Annotated in this window: 17 protein-coding genes; 2 read left to right on the top strand and 15 right to left on the bottom strand. The window is 47.6% G+C overall.

The features are described from left to right. Positions 1-28: 28 nt before the first annotated feature. The 8 genes from murQ to ACUN27_RS03595 form a co-directional block, all read right to left on the bottom strand. Positions 29-943 (bottom strand): N-acetylmuramic acid 6-phosphate etherase, encoded by a 915-nt coding sequence (murQ, locus tag ACUN27_RS03630; RefSeq protein ID WP_315953000.1) that lies wholly within the window; start codon positions 941-943, stop codon positions 29-31. A gap of 179 nt (positions 944-1,122) precedes the next feature. Further along, positions 1,123-1,989: a MurR/RpiR family transcriptional regulator gene (locus ACUN27_RS03625; protein WP_315952999.1), complete on the bottom strand. Its 867-nt coding sequence runs from the start codon at positions 1,987-1,989 to the stop codon at positions 1,123-1,125. Between the two features lie 589 nt (positions 1,990-2,578). After that, positions 2,579-3,490 carry an EamA family transporter RarD gene (rarD, locus tag ACUN27_RS03620; RefSeq protein WP_315952998.1) on the bottom strand — a complete coding sequence of 304 codons (912 nt, stop codon included), beginning with the start codon at positions 3,488-3,490 and terminating at the stop codon, positions 2,579-2,581. Positions 3,491-3,683: 193 nt separating this feature from the next. Continuing rightward, positions 3,684-4,553 carry a carbohydrate ABC transporter permease gene (locus ACUN27_RS03615; RefSeq protein ID WP_315953121.1) on the bottom strand — a complete coding sequence of 290 codons (870 nt, stop codon included), beginning with the start codon at positions 4,551-4,553 and terminating at the stop codon, positions 3,684-3,686. 31 nt (positions 4,554-4,584) lie between these two features. Further along, positions 4,585-5,466: a carbohydrate ABC transporter permease gene (locus ACUN27_RS03610; protein ID WP_127457874.1), complete on the bottom strand. Its 882-nt coding sequence runs from the start codon at positions 5,464-5,466 to the stop codon at positions 4,585-4,587. 82 nt (positions 5,467-5,548) lie between these two features. Next, entirely contained in the window at positions 5,549-6,907 is a 1,359-nt protein-coding gene (locus tag ACUN27_RS03605; RefSeq protein ID WP_315952997.1) for an extracellular solute-binding protein, read from the bottom strand. 109 nt (positions 6,908-7,016) lie between these two features. Further along, positions 7,017-7,826, bottom strand: a complete 810-nt coding sequence (locus tag ACUN27_RS03600) for a response regulator transcription factor (protein WP_315952996.1) — start codon at positions 7,824-7,826, stop codon at positions 7,017-7,019. After that, positions 7,792-9,585 carry a sensor histidine kinase gene (locus ACUN27_RS03595; RefSeq protein WP_326059098.1) on the bottom strand — a complete coding sequence of 598 codons (1,794 nt, stop codon included), beginning with the start codon at positions 9,583-9,585 and terminating at the stop codon, positions 7,792-7,794. Before ACUN27_RS03595 ends, ACUN27_RS03600 begins: the two co-directional genes overlap by 35 nt. Before the next feature lie 555 nt (positions 9,586-10,140). On the opposite strand from ACUN27_RS03595, the gene ACUN27_RS03590 reads away from it, so the two are divergent. Further along, a complete protein-coding gene (locus tag ACUN27_RS03590; RefSeq protein WP_445558387.1) occupies positions 10,141-10,446 on the top strand; it encodes a hypothetical protein in 306 nt (101 codons plus the stop codon). Positions 10,447-10,533: 87 nt separating this feature from the next. Here the strand turns inward: ACUN27_RS03590 and ACUN27_RS03585 are convergent, their stop codons facing one another. The 7 genes from ACUN27_RS03585 to ACUN27_RS03555 form a co-directional block, all read right to left on the bottom strand. Beyond that, positions 10,534-11,652 (bottom strand): nitric oxide synthase oxygenase, encoded by a 1,119-nt coding sequence (locus ACUN27_RS03585; protein WP_326059095.1) that lies wholly within the window; start codon positions 11,650-11,652, stop codon positions 10,534-10,536. A 67-nt stretch (positions 11,653-11,719) separates the two neighbouring features. Then, positions 11,720-12,049: a hypothetical protein gene (locus ACUN27_RS03580; RefSeq protein ID WP_326059094.1), complete on the bottom strand. Its 330-nt coding sequence runs from the start codon at positions 12,047-12,049 to the stop codon at positions 11,720-11,722. Between the two features lie 16 nt (positions 12,050-12,065). Next, positions 12,066-12,764, bottom strand: coding sequence for a pirin family protein (locus ACUN27_RS03575; protein ID WP_315952991.1), 699 nt, complete (start codon positions 12,762-12,764; stop codon positions 12,066-12,068). Between the two features lie 168 nt (positions 12,765-12,932). Further along, on the bottom strand, positions 12,933-13,895 hold the full coding sequence (locus ACUN27_RS03570) for a glycoside hydrolase family 43 protein (RefSeq protein WP_315952990.1): 963 nt from the start codon (positions 13,893-13,895) through the stop codon (positions 12,933-12,935). A gap of 56 nt (positions 13,896-13,951) precedes the next feature. Continuing rightward, entirely contained in the window at positions 13,952-14,791 is an 840-nt protein-coding gene (locus ACUN27_RS03565) for a carbohydrate ABC transporter permease (RefSeq protein WP_418936882.1), read from the bottom strand. A gap of 9 nt (positions 14,792-14,800) precedes the next feature. Then, positions 14,801-15,685 (bottom strand): carbohydrate ABC transporter permease, encoded by an 885-nt coding sequence (locus ACUN27_RS03560; RefSeq protein ID WP_326059091.1) that lies wholly within the window; start codon positions 15,683-15,685, stop codon positions 14,801-14,803. 99 nt (positions 15,686-15,784) lie between these two features. Then, positions 15,785-17,089, bottom strand: a complete 1,305-nt coding sequence (locus ACUN27_RS03555) for an ABC transporter substrate-binding protein (protein ID WP_326059090.1) — start codon at positions 17,087-17,089, stop codon at positions 15,785-15,787. 193 nt (positions 17,090-17,282) lie between these two features. Here ACUN27_RS03555 and ACUN27_RS03550 point away from each other — a divergent pair, with 193 nt between their 5' ends. Beyond that, positions 17,283-18,368: a GntR family transcriptional regulator gene (locus tag ACUN27_RS03550; protein ID WP_315952986.1), complete on the top strand. Its 1,086-nt coding sequence runs from the start codon at positions 17,283-17,285 to the stop codon at positions 18,366-18,368. Positions 18,369-18,432: the final 64 nt, after the last annotated feature.

The raw sequence follows: 18,432 nt of genomic DNA, 5'->3' as shown, positions 1-18,432 counted from the left end.
AAACAGACCTCCTAATAATTTCAGTTATTTACACAACTTGAACAAAGGTACGTATGGCTCTTTTCAAACTGCCTTCACTTTGCAGCAGGGCTTGTTCAGCGTCCGCGGCATTCATGCCTGTTTTGATCATCATGATGGCTAGTTTACAGTTCATGGAAGCAGCTTCCAAATGGGCCATCGCAGTCGCCTCGTCAACGCCTGATGCCGCCCGAATAATCCGTACGGAACGATCACGCAATTTGATATTACTTGCTTTCATGTCAACCATTAGGTTGTTATAAGTCTTCCCTAATTTGACCATCGTACAAGTCGTAAGCATATTTAGAACCAGCTTCTGTGCTGTCCCCGCTTTCAAACGGGTGGATCCCATAATCACTTCCGGCCCTACGACAGGCGCGATGCATACGTCACAGACAGGTTCTAGTTTTGAGTTTTTGTTATTTACAACACCGATTGTCGCAGCCCCAATTTCCTTCGCTTTTCTCAAAGCAGCAATAACGAATTGTGCACTTCCACTAGCTGTAATCCCAATAACCGCATCCTTGTCAGTCACTCCGCAACGCTCAATAAGTGCGACCCCCTCTTCTGCGTTATCCTCAAATCCTTCAACCGCAAATCTTAGGGCCACATCCCCACCAGCAATATGACCTTGCACCAGCATGGCATCTACACCAAAAGTAGGAGGACATTCAGAAGCGTCGAGCACACCGAGTCTGCCAGAAGATCCAGCCCCTACGTAGAACATTCTGCCACCATTTTTCAGTGCATGATGCAAAATGTCAACCGCTTTCATAATCTGCGGAATCTCCGCTCCTACGGCTGCGGGAACTGTCGCATCCTGCTCGTTCATCAAACGTAACATTTGTTCTGTTGTACATTCGTCGATCATCTGTGTTTTCTCATTAATCTCTTCCGTAGTCAACCCCGACAGATACTCATCCATTGTCTCATCCTCCTATCCTGTTTCTTTAAGTTTCTAAATTCATACTAGCGAAAAATTTCACTATGGTCAATACTTTTTGAAATTTTATTTTATTTTACAAAAAAAATTTGAATTTTTATTTTGGTGAACGACAAAAAAAAGACAACGACTTTATCATGCTTAGCCATTGTCTTTCTTATTCATTTGCGGTGTTTGCTGCTGGCGATGATATCATGTGTTTTGGACAAATATTTCTTCACTTTTTTGTACTCTGCGCTGGCGACTCCAGCAAAAAGAATATCAATTACCGTTAGCATGGCAATACGCGAGCCCATCGCCCCACTGCGGATCGTAACCTCAGGCGTGGATATGCTGAGCACGATGTCCGCCTTTTCGGCTAACTCGCTTTTATTATATTTCGTAATCGCGATGACGGTCGCGCCATTCTTTTTGACAATGTCCAGCGACTCTATAATTTCAATGGTGCTGCCGGAGTTTGAAATAAAGATAGCTACATCTGATTTATCAAGAAGTGTTGCATTGGTGAGTTGGCTGTGTCCGTCTGTGTAGCTATGGCACATCTTGTTAATCCGCGAAAACTTCTGCTCCGCGTCGATGCACACCAATCCGGATGCACCAATCCCAAAGAAAACAATGCGGCCACTCTCGCGCAGCACCTTCACCGCACGGGCGATTTCATTTTTATCAATCACACTTAAGGTATCTTCAATTGATTTACTATTGTTGCGGGAAATATTAGAGATAATAATCGAAAGATCATCCCCAGGCTGGATATCGGTATATTGATCCTTCTGCTCATCATCCATAGAGCCAATTGAAGCAGAGATGCTGACGATAAAATTACGGTAACCTTTGTAACCCATCGTTTTGCAGAACCGCAGCACCGATGCGTCGCTCGTTTTCGTCAACTGTGCGAGACTCTTAATCGATAAGTGAGGAATCTCTTCCAAGTTCTCTAAGATATACTCGGCCACCAGTTTCTCTACAGGCGTAAGACTTTCTTTCATATCCCGAATTTTGATCAAAATGTTATCGTTAATTGCCATCGCTCTTCCCTACTCGCCATATATTATCTGAGCTAAAATTACTAATATCATACGAATATTTTTTTGAAAATACAAGATGATCTTCTCCTATCCTAACGGATTCCTAGGCGCCAATCAAGAAATTTTATTTCAATGTTTATTTACCACGGTAAAATTAAATTCCAATCTAACTGATTGCTCCAAAGAAAAAAATAAAGGGCTATCCGTGCAAGTCTTCTTGTTAGACTTGTGGGATAGCCCTTTATTCCGTTTTGGCGGTTTGGCTTGGCCAACTCACCGCTGGTGAGGGAGCTCTAATAAATTAGCTGGAAAAACCACCGCTAATTTATTCAAATCTTCGTTTTCCAGGTGAATAAGTGGACAACCTCCATTTAATTCGCTCGAAATTGCTTTCGTGCGAGCGAAACAGCCGATATAACTGGAGTTTTTCCAGTTATATCGCCGGGTCAAACCGAAATATAGGAAATAGCTGGACAATTTCCATCTATTTTGGCTGCTCCAAGTAACACTGCACGTCAACCGCTACTTCACGCTCCGGCTAAACTGGCTACTCCAAGTAATCAAATCTTCCTGCTACTGAAACATCCGCTTACCCTGCCTCCGCAGCCGAAGCAGCAGCAGTAGTAGCAGCGTTCGTCCTAGCCACCCGCATCGACGCCAAGGCGTAGACGATGAGCGCCGCCCAGATCAGCGAGAAGCTGATAAACAGCACCGGCGAAAACTTCTCCTTAAACACAAATATGCTGAGCAGCAGCGTAATCGAAGGTCCGATGTATTGGATGAAGCCCAGCATCGATAACGGAAGCCGCGCCGCTGCTTTGGCAAACCACAGCAAAGGCAAAGCCGTTACCGCGCCTGACAATAAAAGCAGCACAAACGAAACAGTAGGAAGCGACCAAGCCGCTTCATGATGAGTAAAATGCAAGTAAACGATATAAGCGACAGCGATAGGAAAAACGAACGCGGTTTCCCCAGCCAGTCCAACCGATGCTTCGTAGGACACCTTCTTTTTCACCAGGCTGTAAACGCCGAACGAAGCCGCCAGCGACAAGGATACCCACGGGAATCTACCGTAGTCGATCGTAGCTACCAAAACGCCGGCTCCCGCCAAAGCGACGGCAATCCACTGGCTAAAGTTCGGCTTTTCACGTAGAAACAGGACGGCAAGCATGACATTAAACAACGGGGTAATGTAATATCCGATACTCGTCTCAATGACATGGCCGTTGTTGACGGCCCAGATGAAAATCAGCCAGTTGGACGAAATCAGAATCGAGCTTGCCGCGACCACAAGTAAAGTCTTGCGGTTTGTAAACATATTTCGGAGCTGCGCCATCTTGCCTCGCCCTACCAATAGAAGCAGACCCATAAATACAAATGACCAGATGACGCGGTGTGCCAAGATTTCCCCAGCAAGCAGCGACTCAAATGATCTCCAATAAACAGGCAGCAACCCCCATGCGATATAAGCAATAATGGCGTACCAGAGCCCTTTTTTCATAGTCGAATCCTTCTTTCAATGTCTAGTTACAGAACCCTGTGAATCTAGTTGTATCATCCGCGGGTCAATTTTGCATTGTCCTATTGTAACATAGAGTGTCACATCTGTCCGTACCTAGTTAAGTCCACTTTTTCACAAAAAAAATAAACCCCCGATAGACGAGAGTTTCAAAAGTGGACATCCTATGATTTTATTACCCTTTAACTGAGCCAGCTGCAATACCTTCCACGATACGATTGCTAAGCAGCAAGAAAGCCAGCAGAATCGGCAAAATACTGATCATCAACGTAGCGCCGATAGCTCCCCAGTCTGTCGTATATTGACCGATGAAATTTTGCACCCCGACGGTTAGCGTTTTATATTTCTCGGAACTAATGAAGGTATTGACGAAAATAAACTCATTCCAATTGTAGATCATATTGATAATAACAGCCGTGGAAAGCACCGATACGGTCATCGGCAGCGTGATGCTGAAGAACATGCGGTTCACCGAGCACCCATCCATGACAGCCGCTTCTTCCACCTCACGAGGCAGTGTGTAGTAGAATCCTAGCATGATCATAATCGTAATCGGCAGATTGAACGAGATGTACGACAGGATGATGGACAACGGGTGGTTGGTCAGATGTGTTTTAGTGAAAAAACTGAACAGCGGGATCAGCGTCGAGTGCACGGGGATCATCAATCCGACCATGAACAGGCCAAGCACGAACGATTGCAGCTTCCACTTCATCCGCGTTAATGCGAAGGTGACCAGGCTGGCCAACAACACCGTAATCGCTACAGAAACCACTGTCATCCAGACACTGTTGAAAAAGTAATTATTGATATGGCCCTGCGTCCACACCTTCTCGTAATTTTCCCAACGCAGCCGTTCCGGAAAGGCCATTGGCGCCAGATTAAATATTTCTTCGTTATTTTTTAACGAAAACAGCATAAGCCACAACAAAGGAACGACCTGAATCACAGCAACGATGGTCAAAATGGCATAAAGAACACCATATCCAATCCGTCCCGGCAGCTTGCTCCGCATGATTTGAGGCTGCGCTTGACGCTCAATCATTTCGATATTCACCCTAATCAAGCTCCTTTCGTTACGAATATTGGATGTTATCTTTGGATGCCGTTGCTTTGCGAATCAGCCATGTCACAACGAGACAGATGATCAACAGGAAGAAGCCAATCGCGCTGGCGTAGCCGAAATCGTAGCCTTTGAACGCCTTGCGGTACATGTAGGAGGCCATAACTTCGCTGGCACCATTCGGTCCGCCGCCTGTCATCACATAGATCAGGTCAAAATATTTCAGCGACCCTACAACCGCTAGAACTACGGTCACTTTCATGACTTCGGCGATCAAAGGAATACGAATGGATAGGGCAATTCGCCATGGGCTAGCGCCGTCAATGCGCGCTGATTCTATCAGCGAACTGGGTACATTTTTCAATGCAGCATAGTAAATTAGAATATAGAATCCCGCGTACTGCCACAGGATCGGGATAAAAATAGCATAAAGAACAATCGATGGATTAGAGAGCCATTCAGGTGTATGCTGGACCCCCAGCGACGTCAGGATATGATTAAGCATTCCGTTCGTCGGGTGGAAAATTTTCAGCCATAGTTGGGCAATTGCCACTGAGGACAGCAGCATCGGAATTAAGTATACTTTGCGAAACAGATTGGCTCCACGAAGATTGGCCGATAGCACCAACGCTACCAACAAGTAGACGAGCAAGCTCAACGCTGAAAAAATAGCAAGCAGAAAAGAATGCTTCGCACTGCTCCAGAACAGCTCATCACGAAGCAGCTCCATATAATTTTGCAAGCCGATAAAGCTCATTTTACCGACGCCGTCCCACTTCATTAATCCGTAATAGCCCGTCATGACGATCGGCATGTAGATCAGGGCCACAACCAGAAGTAACGAGGGAATGACGTACAAAGCGATCATGGATTTATTGGACATGACTTTATCCATAACGGACACTTCCCTTCCTTACCGATAAAGGAAAAGGACATACCGCGTGTCGGGATATGTCCTTCCCACTCGATTCATGTGGTTACTTACCTTCTTTGGCCAATGCTTCTTCATGCTTTTTCGCAAACTCTTCCGGCGTGACCGCTTTGCCGAATAACGCTTGAATCATGTTCAAGTGAACTTCCGCGGAAGCCGGTTTCATCTGTACGTCAGCGAACAACGTGATGTTACTTGCTTTATTAAGTTCATTTAATAAGTCAATGTACATTTGCGGCAGTTTCACCTTGGAAGTATCCACTTTCGTCGCCGGGATCACACCCGCTTCGGAAATCGCGTGCTCGCCCCACTTCTGAACGAAGAAGGAGACGAATTTCTTGGATTCCTCTTTGACCTTCGAGTTGTTGGCAACGAACAAACCTACGCCCGGACCGCCAACCCAGCTGTCCAAGTTCCCTTTGCCGCCATCGACGGTCGGGAATTTAAAGAAGCCGATTTGATCCTTGAACGCTTGTGGAACATCTTTATTCGTTGTGTAATTCGGCAGTTCCCATGTTCCCATCATGTACATAGCTGCTTTGCTGTTCATGAATTCCGCTTTGCCCTCATCGTTGGAAAGTCCGTTGAAGCCTTTGTTGAACCCGTTCATATCAACCAATTGGGTAATTTCGGATGCTGCACGAACCAAACCAGGATCGTTGAATGAACCGGAGCGGTCAATGGCTTTCTTCAACGTTTCCGGTCCGCCGATGCGATCCGCTAGATACATGTACCACAGGGAGCCGGTCCAGCGGTCCTTGTTCCCCAATGCGATTGGGGCAACACCGTTTGAGCTAAGCGTTTTGACCACATTTTTAAATTCATCATAGGTTTTCGGCACTTGCAGGTTATATTTCGCGAAAATCGCTTTATTGTAGTACACCGGCACAATGTTCAGTTCCACGGGAAGCCCGTAGGTTTTGCCGCCAAAAGCATAGGCGTTCGTCGTTCCGTTAACGAATTTATCCTTCAAATCGCCTTGCAGCAGATCGTCTAGCGGAGCGAACATGTCACCCTTGACATAAGGATCCATGTAGCCTGCAGCCCATGTGAAGCCTACATCCGGCAATGCGTTGGAAGTGGACAGGACCTTCATTTTATTTTTATATTGCTCATTCTCAAGCACTTCTTGTTCAATGGTCACATTCGGATTTGCCGTTTGATACTCTTTAATGATATCGTTTACAATTTTGTTTTGCGTTGCGGAGTTACCGGTCGGCCAGAGGTGCATCATTTTGATCGTTACTTTCTTAGCTGGTTGAGCGCTCTCTCCTGCTGCCTTCGCTGTTTCCTTGGCAGGCTGCGGTGAGCTGGCGCTCTCTGTCGTAGAACTGGAGCACCCGGATAAAACTAAACCGAGACTAAGCATCGTCGTCATCGTCCATGTAAGCGTTTTTCTTGCCATGCGTTGTTTTCCCCCTTAAACTATGTTTGCTACGAGTATTATTGTAGCGCTTTCATTGCGACGGCAGGGAGTAACGGCTATCGGGAAATATACCACTATTTTTGGGTTTCTAATTTTGGGTTTCCATGTTCTCTTCGTTCTCATTCGCCTGCTTGCGGTATTGATTCGGGCTGATGCCTTCATAGTCTTTGAACAGTTTAATAAAATACTTCGATGTCTGGTACCCGACCTGTTCGGAAATGTCCGCAATCGTCAGCCTGGTTTGCAAAAGCAGTTCCTTCGCTTTCTGAATCCGGCTCCTCGTGACATATTCACTGAAAGTGACACCTGTCTGCTCCTTAAAAAGAGCGCTAAAATAGCTCGGATTCAAATGAATATGCCCTGCCACCTCACTCATACCGAGAGGTTCCTGCAGATGCTCCTCTACATAAAGCACCGCTTGCCTGACGGGAGCGCTATAATTCATGGAGACGGTTTTGGCCTGCATGAGCCGGGAATCGACCATTTTCTCCATCGTTTCCACGCGCCCGCGTTCTTCTTCAATCTGCAGCGCCTGCTCAACGGCTTCAAGGAGCTTGCTCTTTTTGATCGGCTTTAGCAAATAGTTTACGACCCCTAGCTGAATTGCAGTTTGAGCATATTGGAAATCGGGATGTCCCGAAATGACGATAACGACAGGCTTATGCCCTGTATTGCGCGAGTCCTCTACGACTTGCAATCCGCTGATCTCCGGCATGCGAATATCGGTGATAAGCAGATGCACCGGACGGGTATTCAACACCTCCAACGCTTCAGTTCCGTTGCTGCTGCTTAAGATGTGATAGCGGCCGATTGACCAGGCTTCGAGCGTTTTGCGGATGCCTTCTCTCGTGAGCGGCTCATCATCAACGATCAGTATGGTTTTGCTTGGTGGAATCATCGTTATCCTCCTTATGAATCGGAATGTCGAAGCTGACGCTTGTCCCTTCTCGCAGAATACTATGGATGGACAAGCCTCTGCTGCCCTCTGCCAGTGCCGGGTAATACAGCTGAATGCGGCGCTGCACATTGGAAATCGCCATGCCCTTTCCTTTACCCGACGGCGCGCCTCCGCGTTCCATCGCATCCTTGACGGCTTGGAGCGTCTGCTCGCTCATCCCCGGTCCGTCATCGCTGACCGTGATCCGCAGTTCCGCGGCTCCCAAAGGTGAAGGCTCTACGCGGATTGTGATGAGACCAGGATCCGTTTTTCCTTCTAAACCGTGTAGGATCGCATTCTCCACAAGAGGCTGAATCAGCAGTTTGGGAATGAGGACATGATTGTACGCATCATCAATGTTGATTTCCCAGACCAGGCGGGAGCCGAACCTCACACCCATAATGCTCAGATACCGCTTAATGTGCTCCAATTCCTCTCCCATCGACACCCATTCATCCTTATTGGGACTGCCGATGACATAACGGAACAAATCCGACATCGCGACAACAAGATCGGCGAGTTCCTCCTCATCTTTATCCTGCAAAGACCAGTACAAAGCTTCCAGTGTATTGTATAAAAAATGCGGATCAATCTGCGCTTGAAGCGCTTGCAGTTCCGTGCGGCTTTGGATGACCTCTTTTTCATACACCAGTTTAATGAGTCCGTTGATATTGTCTACCATTTGGTTATAGGTCATATTCAAATCGTTCAGCTCTGTTGTATACGTTTTCGTAAGATTCGGCGTCAGCACGCCTTGCCGTGTATTTCTCATAGCTCTCATAAGCCTTAAAATGGGCCGCGTAATCATCATCGAGAGCAAAAATGAGAGAATAATGAACAACACTGACCCAATCGCCCCGGATACGATAATGGCCCAGCGCAGAACAGAGATCCCATCGGTAATATCGCTGACCGGATACAAAATCATAAGCGTCCATCCGGTTTGTTCCGATGGCTGCTTCACCAAAATGTAGCGTTTCTGTTTAATCGTTACCGTCTGAGAGGAGGTCTGCATTAATTCACCCACCTCGTCCGTGACTTCACCATCCGGTATGACCGGTGTTCCTGAGCTGTCTGCAAGCACTAACAATTCCCGGTGGCTGCCTGTATCCGTTAACTGTTTCTGAAAATCAAAATAGCTGCTGTTTATTCGAACAAGTAAATAACCGCCATTAGAAAACCAACGGTCAATTAAGTTGATCCTTCGAATCGCCAGAACCGTACCGGGTTCCTTTGGATCATTTCCGATCCAGACCAGCTTCCCTTTTTCCTTATCCGCCTGCTCAATCCAATGGTTGTCCACCCGATCGGACATCCTTTGATCATCCAGTGGGAACAACCGTACAAAACTCGTGGTGTACAGCTCCACATTGCTAACACCGCTATAAGCTTGTATATGATTGGCGATTTTCGACAACGCCTGCCGCTCGCTAAAGGTCACCTCTTTACCTTGCACATTGGAAAGAAACAGCTGCTGTAAATAGGTGTCATTGACGGCCTGCAACGTTAGCATGTCAATTTGCGTGAGGATCGCTTCTAGCCTGCCGTTTGCCTGCGAGGCGATTTGCTTCATCTGTGTTTCCGCTTTCGTGTTCAGGAGAGTGGATACCGAGTTGAACGTAATGGCTCCAGCGCAAATTAGCACGATGATCATAACAAAAACGAAGCCGGCCAGCATTTGATTGCGCAATGTATTCCAATTAGCCACCTTCTGCCACATGTGGGGTTCCCCTTTTCCGTCTGATTCATGCACATGTTTCTTGCCAAATCATACTACAGACGTGTGAAATTGCCTACCAGCTTTCTTAGATTAAAATAAAGCTGAGTAGTAGTTCAACTGAGGTAGTTCAACTGCCACAATTGCTTGCCCCGCGCCACAGGCGCGCTGCAGATGTGCGTGCTTCATTGGATGAAATCCAATGAAAAGGCTTCCTGAGAAGCCAAATGTGTGATTTCATTGGACAAAATCCAATCACTTCCGGTCAAATCTGCGTATTTGAGGCAAAAGATTGCTGTTTCGTTGGAATTACTCCAATGAAGTGTGCCATTTTATTGCCAAAATGGGCAGCCATTGGATTTCATCCAATGGCTGCCCCCAATAATGGCTCACGCCTTCACTATGTTGCACTTTGTGCAGCATTACGGTCTCAGATCGAGCGCTGCCTCCTTCTACGTTGTACAAAGTGCAGCGTGGAAGGCAGAATAGAGCGATTTTTGCGCTATTTCGATTGAATTGATTGTACTTTGTGCAATGAAGAGTGGGGTGTGGGGTTTAATGCTGTTCTATGTTGTAGAAAGTACAACAGAGACATGGGGCGAGGGCTATCGTGCGGGGCAGATGGGTTACTTGGTGCGAGGCGATCATGCTGAGCGGATGGGTTACTTGGTGCGAGGCGATCATGCTGAGCAAATTGGTTACTTGGTGCGAGGCGGGCATGCCGAGCGGATGGGTTACTTGGTGCGAGGCGATCATGCTGAGCAAATTGGTTACTTGGTGCGAAGCTATCATGCAGAGCAGATGGGTTACTTGGTGCGAAGCGATCAGGCTGAGCAGATGGGCTACTTGGCGCGAGGCGGATAAAAGCCGAGCAATGTTTGCTTAACGCGACACGCTCATGCAGCGCAGTCAACAAAAAAGCAGGCCGCCAAAGGCGCCTGCTCTGTTTCTCTACTCTTCATCGCGATAAAAAAAGTTGGGAAGCTTCACTTCATTGCTATAATGCTCGTGAAAAATATGCGTTGTCGCCGGGGAAAGCGGCGGGATCAGCCACGTCCAGTCGCCCGTGACCTCACGGCTTGCCTTCTCCTCTTTTTCCTCGAACCGTTTGAACTGCCGCGCTGCGGTATGATGATCCACAATGGCTACGCCCTGCTGCTGGAAAGAATGCAGCACAGCCACATTCAACTCCACAAGCGCCCGATCCTTCCAGAGGGAAGCGTCGCGCCGAGTATCTAATCCCATCACTTCCGCTACACGCGGCAGCATGTTATATCGCGCTTCGTCAGCGAAGTTACGAGCCCCGATTTCTGTGCCCATGTACCAACCGTTAAATGGAGCCGCCGAGTAATGAATGCCTCCAATCTCCAGGTACATGTTAGAAACGATCGGCACCGCGTACCACTGGAGACGCAAATCCGCCATTGCCGCGATATCCGGATGCGTGATAGCGACTTCCTTAACCAGTCCGCTCGGAATTTCATAGAATTTCGGCGTGTTATTCCCCATCTGAAGGACTAGAGGCAGGACATCGAAAGACGTCCCCGCTCCCTGCCACCCGAGTGATTGACACATGGCTGTGATCTGCAAAGAAGCAGGATCGCCTACAATGCCATCCTCCGTCTCATAACCTGCATATCGAATTAGCTGTGCATTATGAATAAAGGCCCCCGGAGCTGCCGTCGCCTCTGCCCCCTGCATAGGTGAAAATACCGTAATCATCGGGCGAATTTTCCCGTCATTCGTCGCCGTCTCAATATGCCGGAAGAGGGCTTCCGCCATCTCATCTTCCGTTGTCGCATGACGGGCATCCTGCACGGTCAACGTCTCCCAGAACAATCGCCCGATGCAGCGATTACTGTTGCGCCAAGCCATTTTGGCCCCATGCTCCAGCTCTTGCAGCGTGTGCTCATAGGAACCCTTATACCCGATGGAACGGGTAATTTCAGCAATGCGAGCTTCCATTTCGCCCTCGCTTTTTCCTAACTCAGCGTAACATTCTCTAATAAAAGGAACAGCCTTATCTAACAGTTGATCTTGCACATCCTGCAAATCCTGAACTTCTTTCATAGGTGTAACTCCACTCCGATTCATAGAAGCTCCCTCGGCCATTCAAGCCGCCAGGGCTCCTTATCTCTTACAATTGTGCGCTAAATTGCTCCGGTACATAGGCTATCTGAGAGCCGGCAATAATCGTCAACTCGCCCTGCTCCTCTGAATAATGAACGGCGTCATCGCCAACATAAAACCATACTTTCCGTGTCGGCTGATACTCAAACTCTTGAAAAATAAAGACATTAAGTTCATCTTTCCATTTTAAAAGCTCAGCAATACGCTCCTTATCGATCCTCACGGTAAAAACCCATCGGTCTTCTACTTGCTTATACATATACTCAACCGGCTGCTTGCCTGTATCGATAAATGCCCGGCCGCCTACCGCATGCTTCACCAAAAATTGTTCCTTCATCTCCGCAGCCTCCTTGTTATGGCAGATCGATTAACATGAAATGCGCATCTTCCGTCGCTCGAAGCGCAAGCGTTGACTCCGCCTCCATCCGCGCGCTGTCCATGGTTTCCAGCTGTGCCTGATTGGCCTCTAATTTCCCGTTAATGACCATAAGAAAAATACGTCGATTCTCACCCTGATTGAAGACAAGCTCTTTACCTGCTTCCAACTTGCTGAGATAGATGCTCATATCCTGGTAAATTTTCGCTTTGTGTTCGCCGCCTTCAGGTGTTACGACCGGCAGCAGGGCATTCGTCATGGCTTCTGGCACATAGGTCACGTTCTCGAAGGACGGCTCTGTGCCCCGCTTTGCCGGCATGAACCAGAGTTGGAACAAGCTAAGCGGCTCCGAATCCGAGGCATTGTACTCAGCATGAATCACACCGCTGCCCGCTGACATGCGCTGAACGCCGCCTGCTGCCGTAATCGCCACATTTCCTAAACTATCCTCGTGCTTAATCGCTCCGCTGAGAACGACGCTGACAATTTCCATGTCACTATGCGGATGAGGTCCAAAACCGCGACCCGCGGCAATTTCATCATAATTGCAAACGCGCATAACCCCGAACCCCGTATTATTTTCATCAAAATAATCACCAAACGAAAAGCTCTTATACCCCTTAAGCCAGCCTAAATCCGAACTGTTACGCGTATGTGCAGGAAAGACTTGAATCACAGCTATCGCCTCCTTTATGTAGTACTCTAAGCTTATCATATTGTGATAATCGACTTCCATGTCGGAACCGTGGCGGAACGGTTGCAAAATAGAGGCGAGGCGCCGAAGGAACAAAAAAGGCCATCCCCCGGCCTTTTTAGACCTTTCGGAACAGCCCTTATCTGCTTACTAATCGCCAAGCACGGAACCTGCAAAGTCCGGCGTGCCGTCCTCATGCCACTTCAGCACACGGACAAATGTATGGCGGTTGGGATCGTAGAGCGGATCGCCTTCGATCTCTTTGTAATTCCTCGCGTGGAACACGAGAATGTCCTGTGAACCATCTTCCGACACGGTGAAGCTGTTATGCCCAGGCCCATAAAGGGCGATGTGCTCGTCGGTTGAGAGAACCGGCGATTGGGATTTTGACCACGACTGCGGGTCCAACAAATCCGCGTCTTCGTCTGCCGTTAACAGCCCCATACAGTAATTGAAGTCTGTTGCGCTTGCGGAAAAAGAGATGAAAATTCGTCCATTGGCCTTCAATACCGCCGCACCCTCATTGACCTTAAAACCGATAATTTCCCAATCATACTCAGGTGTCGTTATCATCACCTGCTTACCTTGGAGTGTCCAAGGACTACTCATTTCGGAGATGTAGAGATTCGAATTACCTACAATGTCAGGATCCTTCTGCGCCCAGACCAAATACCGAATTCCGCGATGTTCGAAGGAAGTCGCGTCCAGCGCAAAACTCTCCCACTCGGTGCGGAGCTGCCCCTTCTCCACCCACTCCCCTTCCAGCGGATTGGCTGCATCATTTTCAAGAACAAACATTCGGTGGTCAAAGAGACCCTCGTTCGTTTCAGTCGTTCTAGCCGCAGCAAAATAGATATACCATTTGCCCGCTACAAAATGAATCTCCGGCGCCCAAATATTGGCACTCAGCGGACCTTCGCTATATTTCCGCCATGCTACGACCGGCTTCGCCTCCCTTAAACCATCAATCGTCGCTGAGCGACGCAGCTCAATGCGATCATACTCAGGAACCGACGCTGTAAAGTAATAAAATTCATCTGTATGCTTATATACCCAAGGATCAGCACGCTGCTCCAAAAGAGGTTTGATTACGTTGGTTTCCAAGTTTTTCATAAGTTAGTCTCCTTTAACGCTATCTGTGTTTGTCAATTTGTCAATTTGTCAGTTCATCAGCCTTTCACGCCGCCAACCGTAAGCCCCGACACGAAAAACCGCTGGAAGAAAATAAAAACAATCAGGATCGGTACGATCGCCAGCACGGACCCGGCAATGAGAATATCGTAGTTGTTGCCGTAAGGCGTGACTAAGCTAGATAGACCGATGGGCAGTGTCAGCTTCTCACCCGTTTTGAGCACAATGAGCGGCCAAACAAAGCTGTTCCAGCTGGCAAGAGCCTGCAGAATAGCCATTGCCCCAAAGGCCGGAGCCATCAAAGGCATCATAATTTTGAAAAAGATTCCGTACTCCGAGCAGCCGTCAATTCTTCCCGCATCGAGGAAATCCTTTGGCAGCCCAGCCGCATATTGCCGGAAGAAGAAGATTGGCAGCGGTGCTACGACAAATGGCAGAATAACCCCGGCATACGTATCAATTAAACGGAAGCTGATCATCTGCTTATAAAGCGGGAGCATAATAATTTCAACGGGCACCATCATGACCAAGAGCACGAAGAGGAAAATGAGATTTCTCCCGACAAAACGGTACATCGCCAGCCCGTAACCCACCATAGAGGATAAAAGTAAACAACATAGGGTATATACAACCGAGATCACAATACTGTTCTTATACCATATCAAGTACTTCTTGGCGGAGGCAGAAAACAGAAACGAATAGTTATGTAAAGATAACAGTTCCAGTTGCAGCTTCACATTAAGCCCATAACGCAGCATCTCTTTCGATGGTTTTAACGAGGCCAAAGCCAGACTGTAGAACGGGAACAAAGCGAGAATCGCAAGTACGGCAAACAGCAAGAACAATAAGGAGGATTGAAGGAATTTGTTTCGTTCCATTTGCATGTCCTAGTCCTCCTTTTTAAATAATCCGAAAAATTTTAACTGAATGACATTCAATACCATCGTAATCGCTAACAAAGTAATGCCAATGGCTGAACCGAATCCCAAATTATTCCGCTCGATACCTTCCCTGTAGAGCAGGCCAATCATCGTCAAACCAATGTCATTGGGGGAGCGATTGCCATTCCACAGAATGAAGCTCTCGGTAAACATGGAATAGCCGCCATAGATGGAAATCGTAATGACATAAATCGCAACCGGCTTCAATAAAGGCAGTGTAATGCGCCAGAAGCGGTCCCACTTGTTCGCGCCGTCAATCTCCGCCGACTCATATAGTTCATGCGGAATGCTTTGCAGCGCTGACAAGAAATAAATGATATTGACGCCGGTAAAACGCCAAGTCGCCAGGATGACCATGACAAGCATGCCGGACGTTGAGCCCGCAAGCCAGTTAATGCTCGGCAAGCCTAGCAAATGTCGGAAACCGTTCATCACAGCTTCGTCCAAACTGCCGAAAACAAGCCGGAATATCGTCCCCGCCACAACTACCGAAGTGAGCGATGGAATAAACAAAGCAGAACGGAAAAAAGCGCTCGCTTTGGTGAGCTTAGCGTTCAGGAATACAGCCAGCACAAGAGGCAGCGGGATTAACACCAGAATGGTCCAGAATGTATACCTGCTGCTATTTTTCAATGCCGTAAAAAAAGACTCGCTCCATAAATTTTTATAATTGGCCAGCCCAATGAAATGCGTTTGACCCGGAAGCACCTCTTGGAAACTCATGACCACCGTCGTCACTACCGGATAGGCGAAAAATATGAGGAAAGACAATACAAAAGGCAAAACAAATACGTAGGGAGCTACCCGGGAGGAATACAGAAATTTACTCATATCTACTATCGCTACTCCTCTCTAGAAGCGCTGCCGGCTTCATCTAAGCCGTATCATTCAGCTCAGGCAAAGCCAGCAACGGAACGCGAGGCGTTCGAACTACTTGATATTTTTCACGGCATCGTCCAGGACTTGTTTCGGATCCTTCAAATCATTCAGCGCTTGGAAAATCGCTTTCGTCTTGAGGTAATCAGATACAGCCGGCGTCTTCTCCTTAATATTCGTAGGCGCAATTTCACCTTTTACAGAAATGAGAACGTCCCACAGATTCTTGCCAAAATATGCGGTGAATTTGTTATCCGCTTTGAGCGCAGGATCGTTCCAAACATCCGAGCGAATCGGGTCAAATCCGAGCTGCGACCAGATCTGGATGTTCCCCTCTTTGGACAACTTGGCATAGGAAAGGAATTTCTTCGCAATGTCTTGATTCTTCGACTGCTTCGTAATGACCGTACCCGTGCCGCCCATTCCGGAAGAACGCATTTCGCCTTGCTTAAATACCGGCATCGGTTTAATGATAATTTTGCCTTTGAGGTCAGGCATGTAGTCCGTGAAGCGCCCCATATACCACATTGGCATCCAGACCGAAGCCGCTCCGCCTTTATTCATAAAGCCATAGTATTCTTCCGCATGGTGAAAGCCGCCCGGAGCCACAATAGCTACTTTTTCCTTCACCAGCTTTTGAAGGTAAGACAGCACATCCGTGTTCGCCTGATCTCCCAATGTCACGTTACCGCTTTTATCCAGAAAATCTGAACCATGTTGAACAACGAGTGGCCAAAAGCTCCACTGATCCTGCGTTTCGACGGTCGTCATCGGCTTTCCGGTCTTTGCGAGAACCTGTTTGCCTGCATTTTCATAATCGTCCCACGTCTTAATGTTGTCCGCATTCACGCCTGCTTTATCGAGAATTTCCTTGTTATAGTAGATGACTTGAGCGCCAACGTGGTAGTCTATGCCGTAATATTTGCCGTCTTTGGCATAATTATCGAGTCGAGACATGACCAGATTTGCTTTTTCCGGCTCAACAATATCGTTTAGAGGGGTAAGTTGCACATCACCTTTCAGGAAATTCCCAATCTTGCTGATTTCAATGTCAGCCATATCAGGAGCACCTGTACCGGATTGCAGCGCAACAAGCAGTTTATTGTGGTTATCATCATAAGGGAACGTCGTCGCTTCTAGTTTGATTGACTGATCAGGATGATTTTTATTCCATGACTCGGCCATGCTTTCAAAAAATTTCTGATGCAGTTCATTAAACGTCCAGAAGCTCAGCTTGACTGGCTCGCCTGGCTTGGTTGCGCTATCACTTTGCGTGGAGCTCGGGCTTGATGTGCAAGCAGATAGTAAAAGCATCGATGCCAGCACCACAGCTGAAGTTATTTGAAGCTTCCTTTTCATAACAATGATTCCCCCTAGATTGGAATTAACAACGTGTAAGCGCTTTACATATCGAATTATAGTACATAAAATCCCATATTTATATAACCAATTCAGTATAAAATCATATTTATTATATTAAACATATTCCCTTTTATTGATTTACTAAGTACAATGAGGCTAGCTAGATTAAACAGAATCAGGTGATGCTCGAATGAATAAAGTTCCTCTCTATCGACAAATTTACCAATCCATCAAAGACAAGATTATTTCAGGAGAGCTCCGTCCCAAAGATCGCGTACCTTCCGAGCAGGAATTCATGGATGAATTTAGGGTCAGTAAAATTACAGTGAAAAATGCCCTGGCCGCCCTCGTGGACGAGGGGCTCGTCACGCGCATTCAAGGGAAGGGAACCTTCGTATCGACAAATCCGGTATCCGTGACCATGGAAACGGCGGCGACGCGGTCTGTCCCTATCTCGCCAACTGCACACGATTACAATTACATTGGTCTGATTATCCCTACGATGAAAACAAAGGTCATTCAACGACTAGTTGATTATGTCGAGTTTTATGTTAAGGAAGCTGGTTATCAGCTTGTCCTGCATATCACTCGGGAATCTTCTCACGAAGAGTCCCGTGCCGTCCAACAGCTTACGAACACGCAGGGCGTTCGCGGCATCATTGTTTTCCCTACGGAAGATGAGAGCTATAACGAATCACTGCTGCGTTTGTCTTTAGACAAGTACCCTTTTGTCTTCATCGACCGCTACTTGCGTAATATCGATACGTACCGGATTACATCCGATAATTGGGGTGGCGCCTATGAAACCGTAGACCGTCTGCTCAAGGTGGGGCATCGACAAATTGCTCTCATCTCCCCGGATAATACGAATACGAGCATTGAGGACCGCACCCACGGCTTCGAAAAGGCTTATATTGACAGCAACATTCCCATTGATAAAAACTTATGGTGCCACGTGCCCATCGACATCCTGAGAACAGGCGACACCTCAGCTTATGTCACTAAATTTCTGCATCAACATCCCAACCTTACAGCTGTCTTTGCTCTGACAGCCGAGATGGCGAGGCTTGCGCATCATGCCCTCCATGAGGAAGAAGGACTGAATCCTAATACCGAGCTTGTGTCCTTCGATGATCCGGAAATCCCGGGAATCTCGCACGTGCTGCAGGATGAGGAGCAAATGGCGCTTTCTGCCGTAAGCTTGCTGCTTGAGCAGTGCAGCGGCCAGTATACGCCGCATCGCATGGAAATCCCTGTGCGTTGGGTGCAGGTTTAGGGGTGGGGCTGCAGGTCCATGCTGCGACTTTGAGCTTGCTTTAGCGGAACAGTGATCACCTATT

This window comes from Paenibacillus sp. WC2504 (genome assembly GCF_052682475.1).
This window is presented reverse-complemented; position numbering and strand designations above follow the sequence as displayed.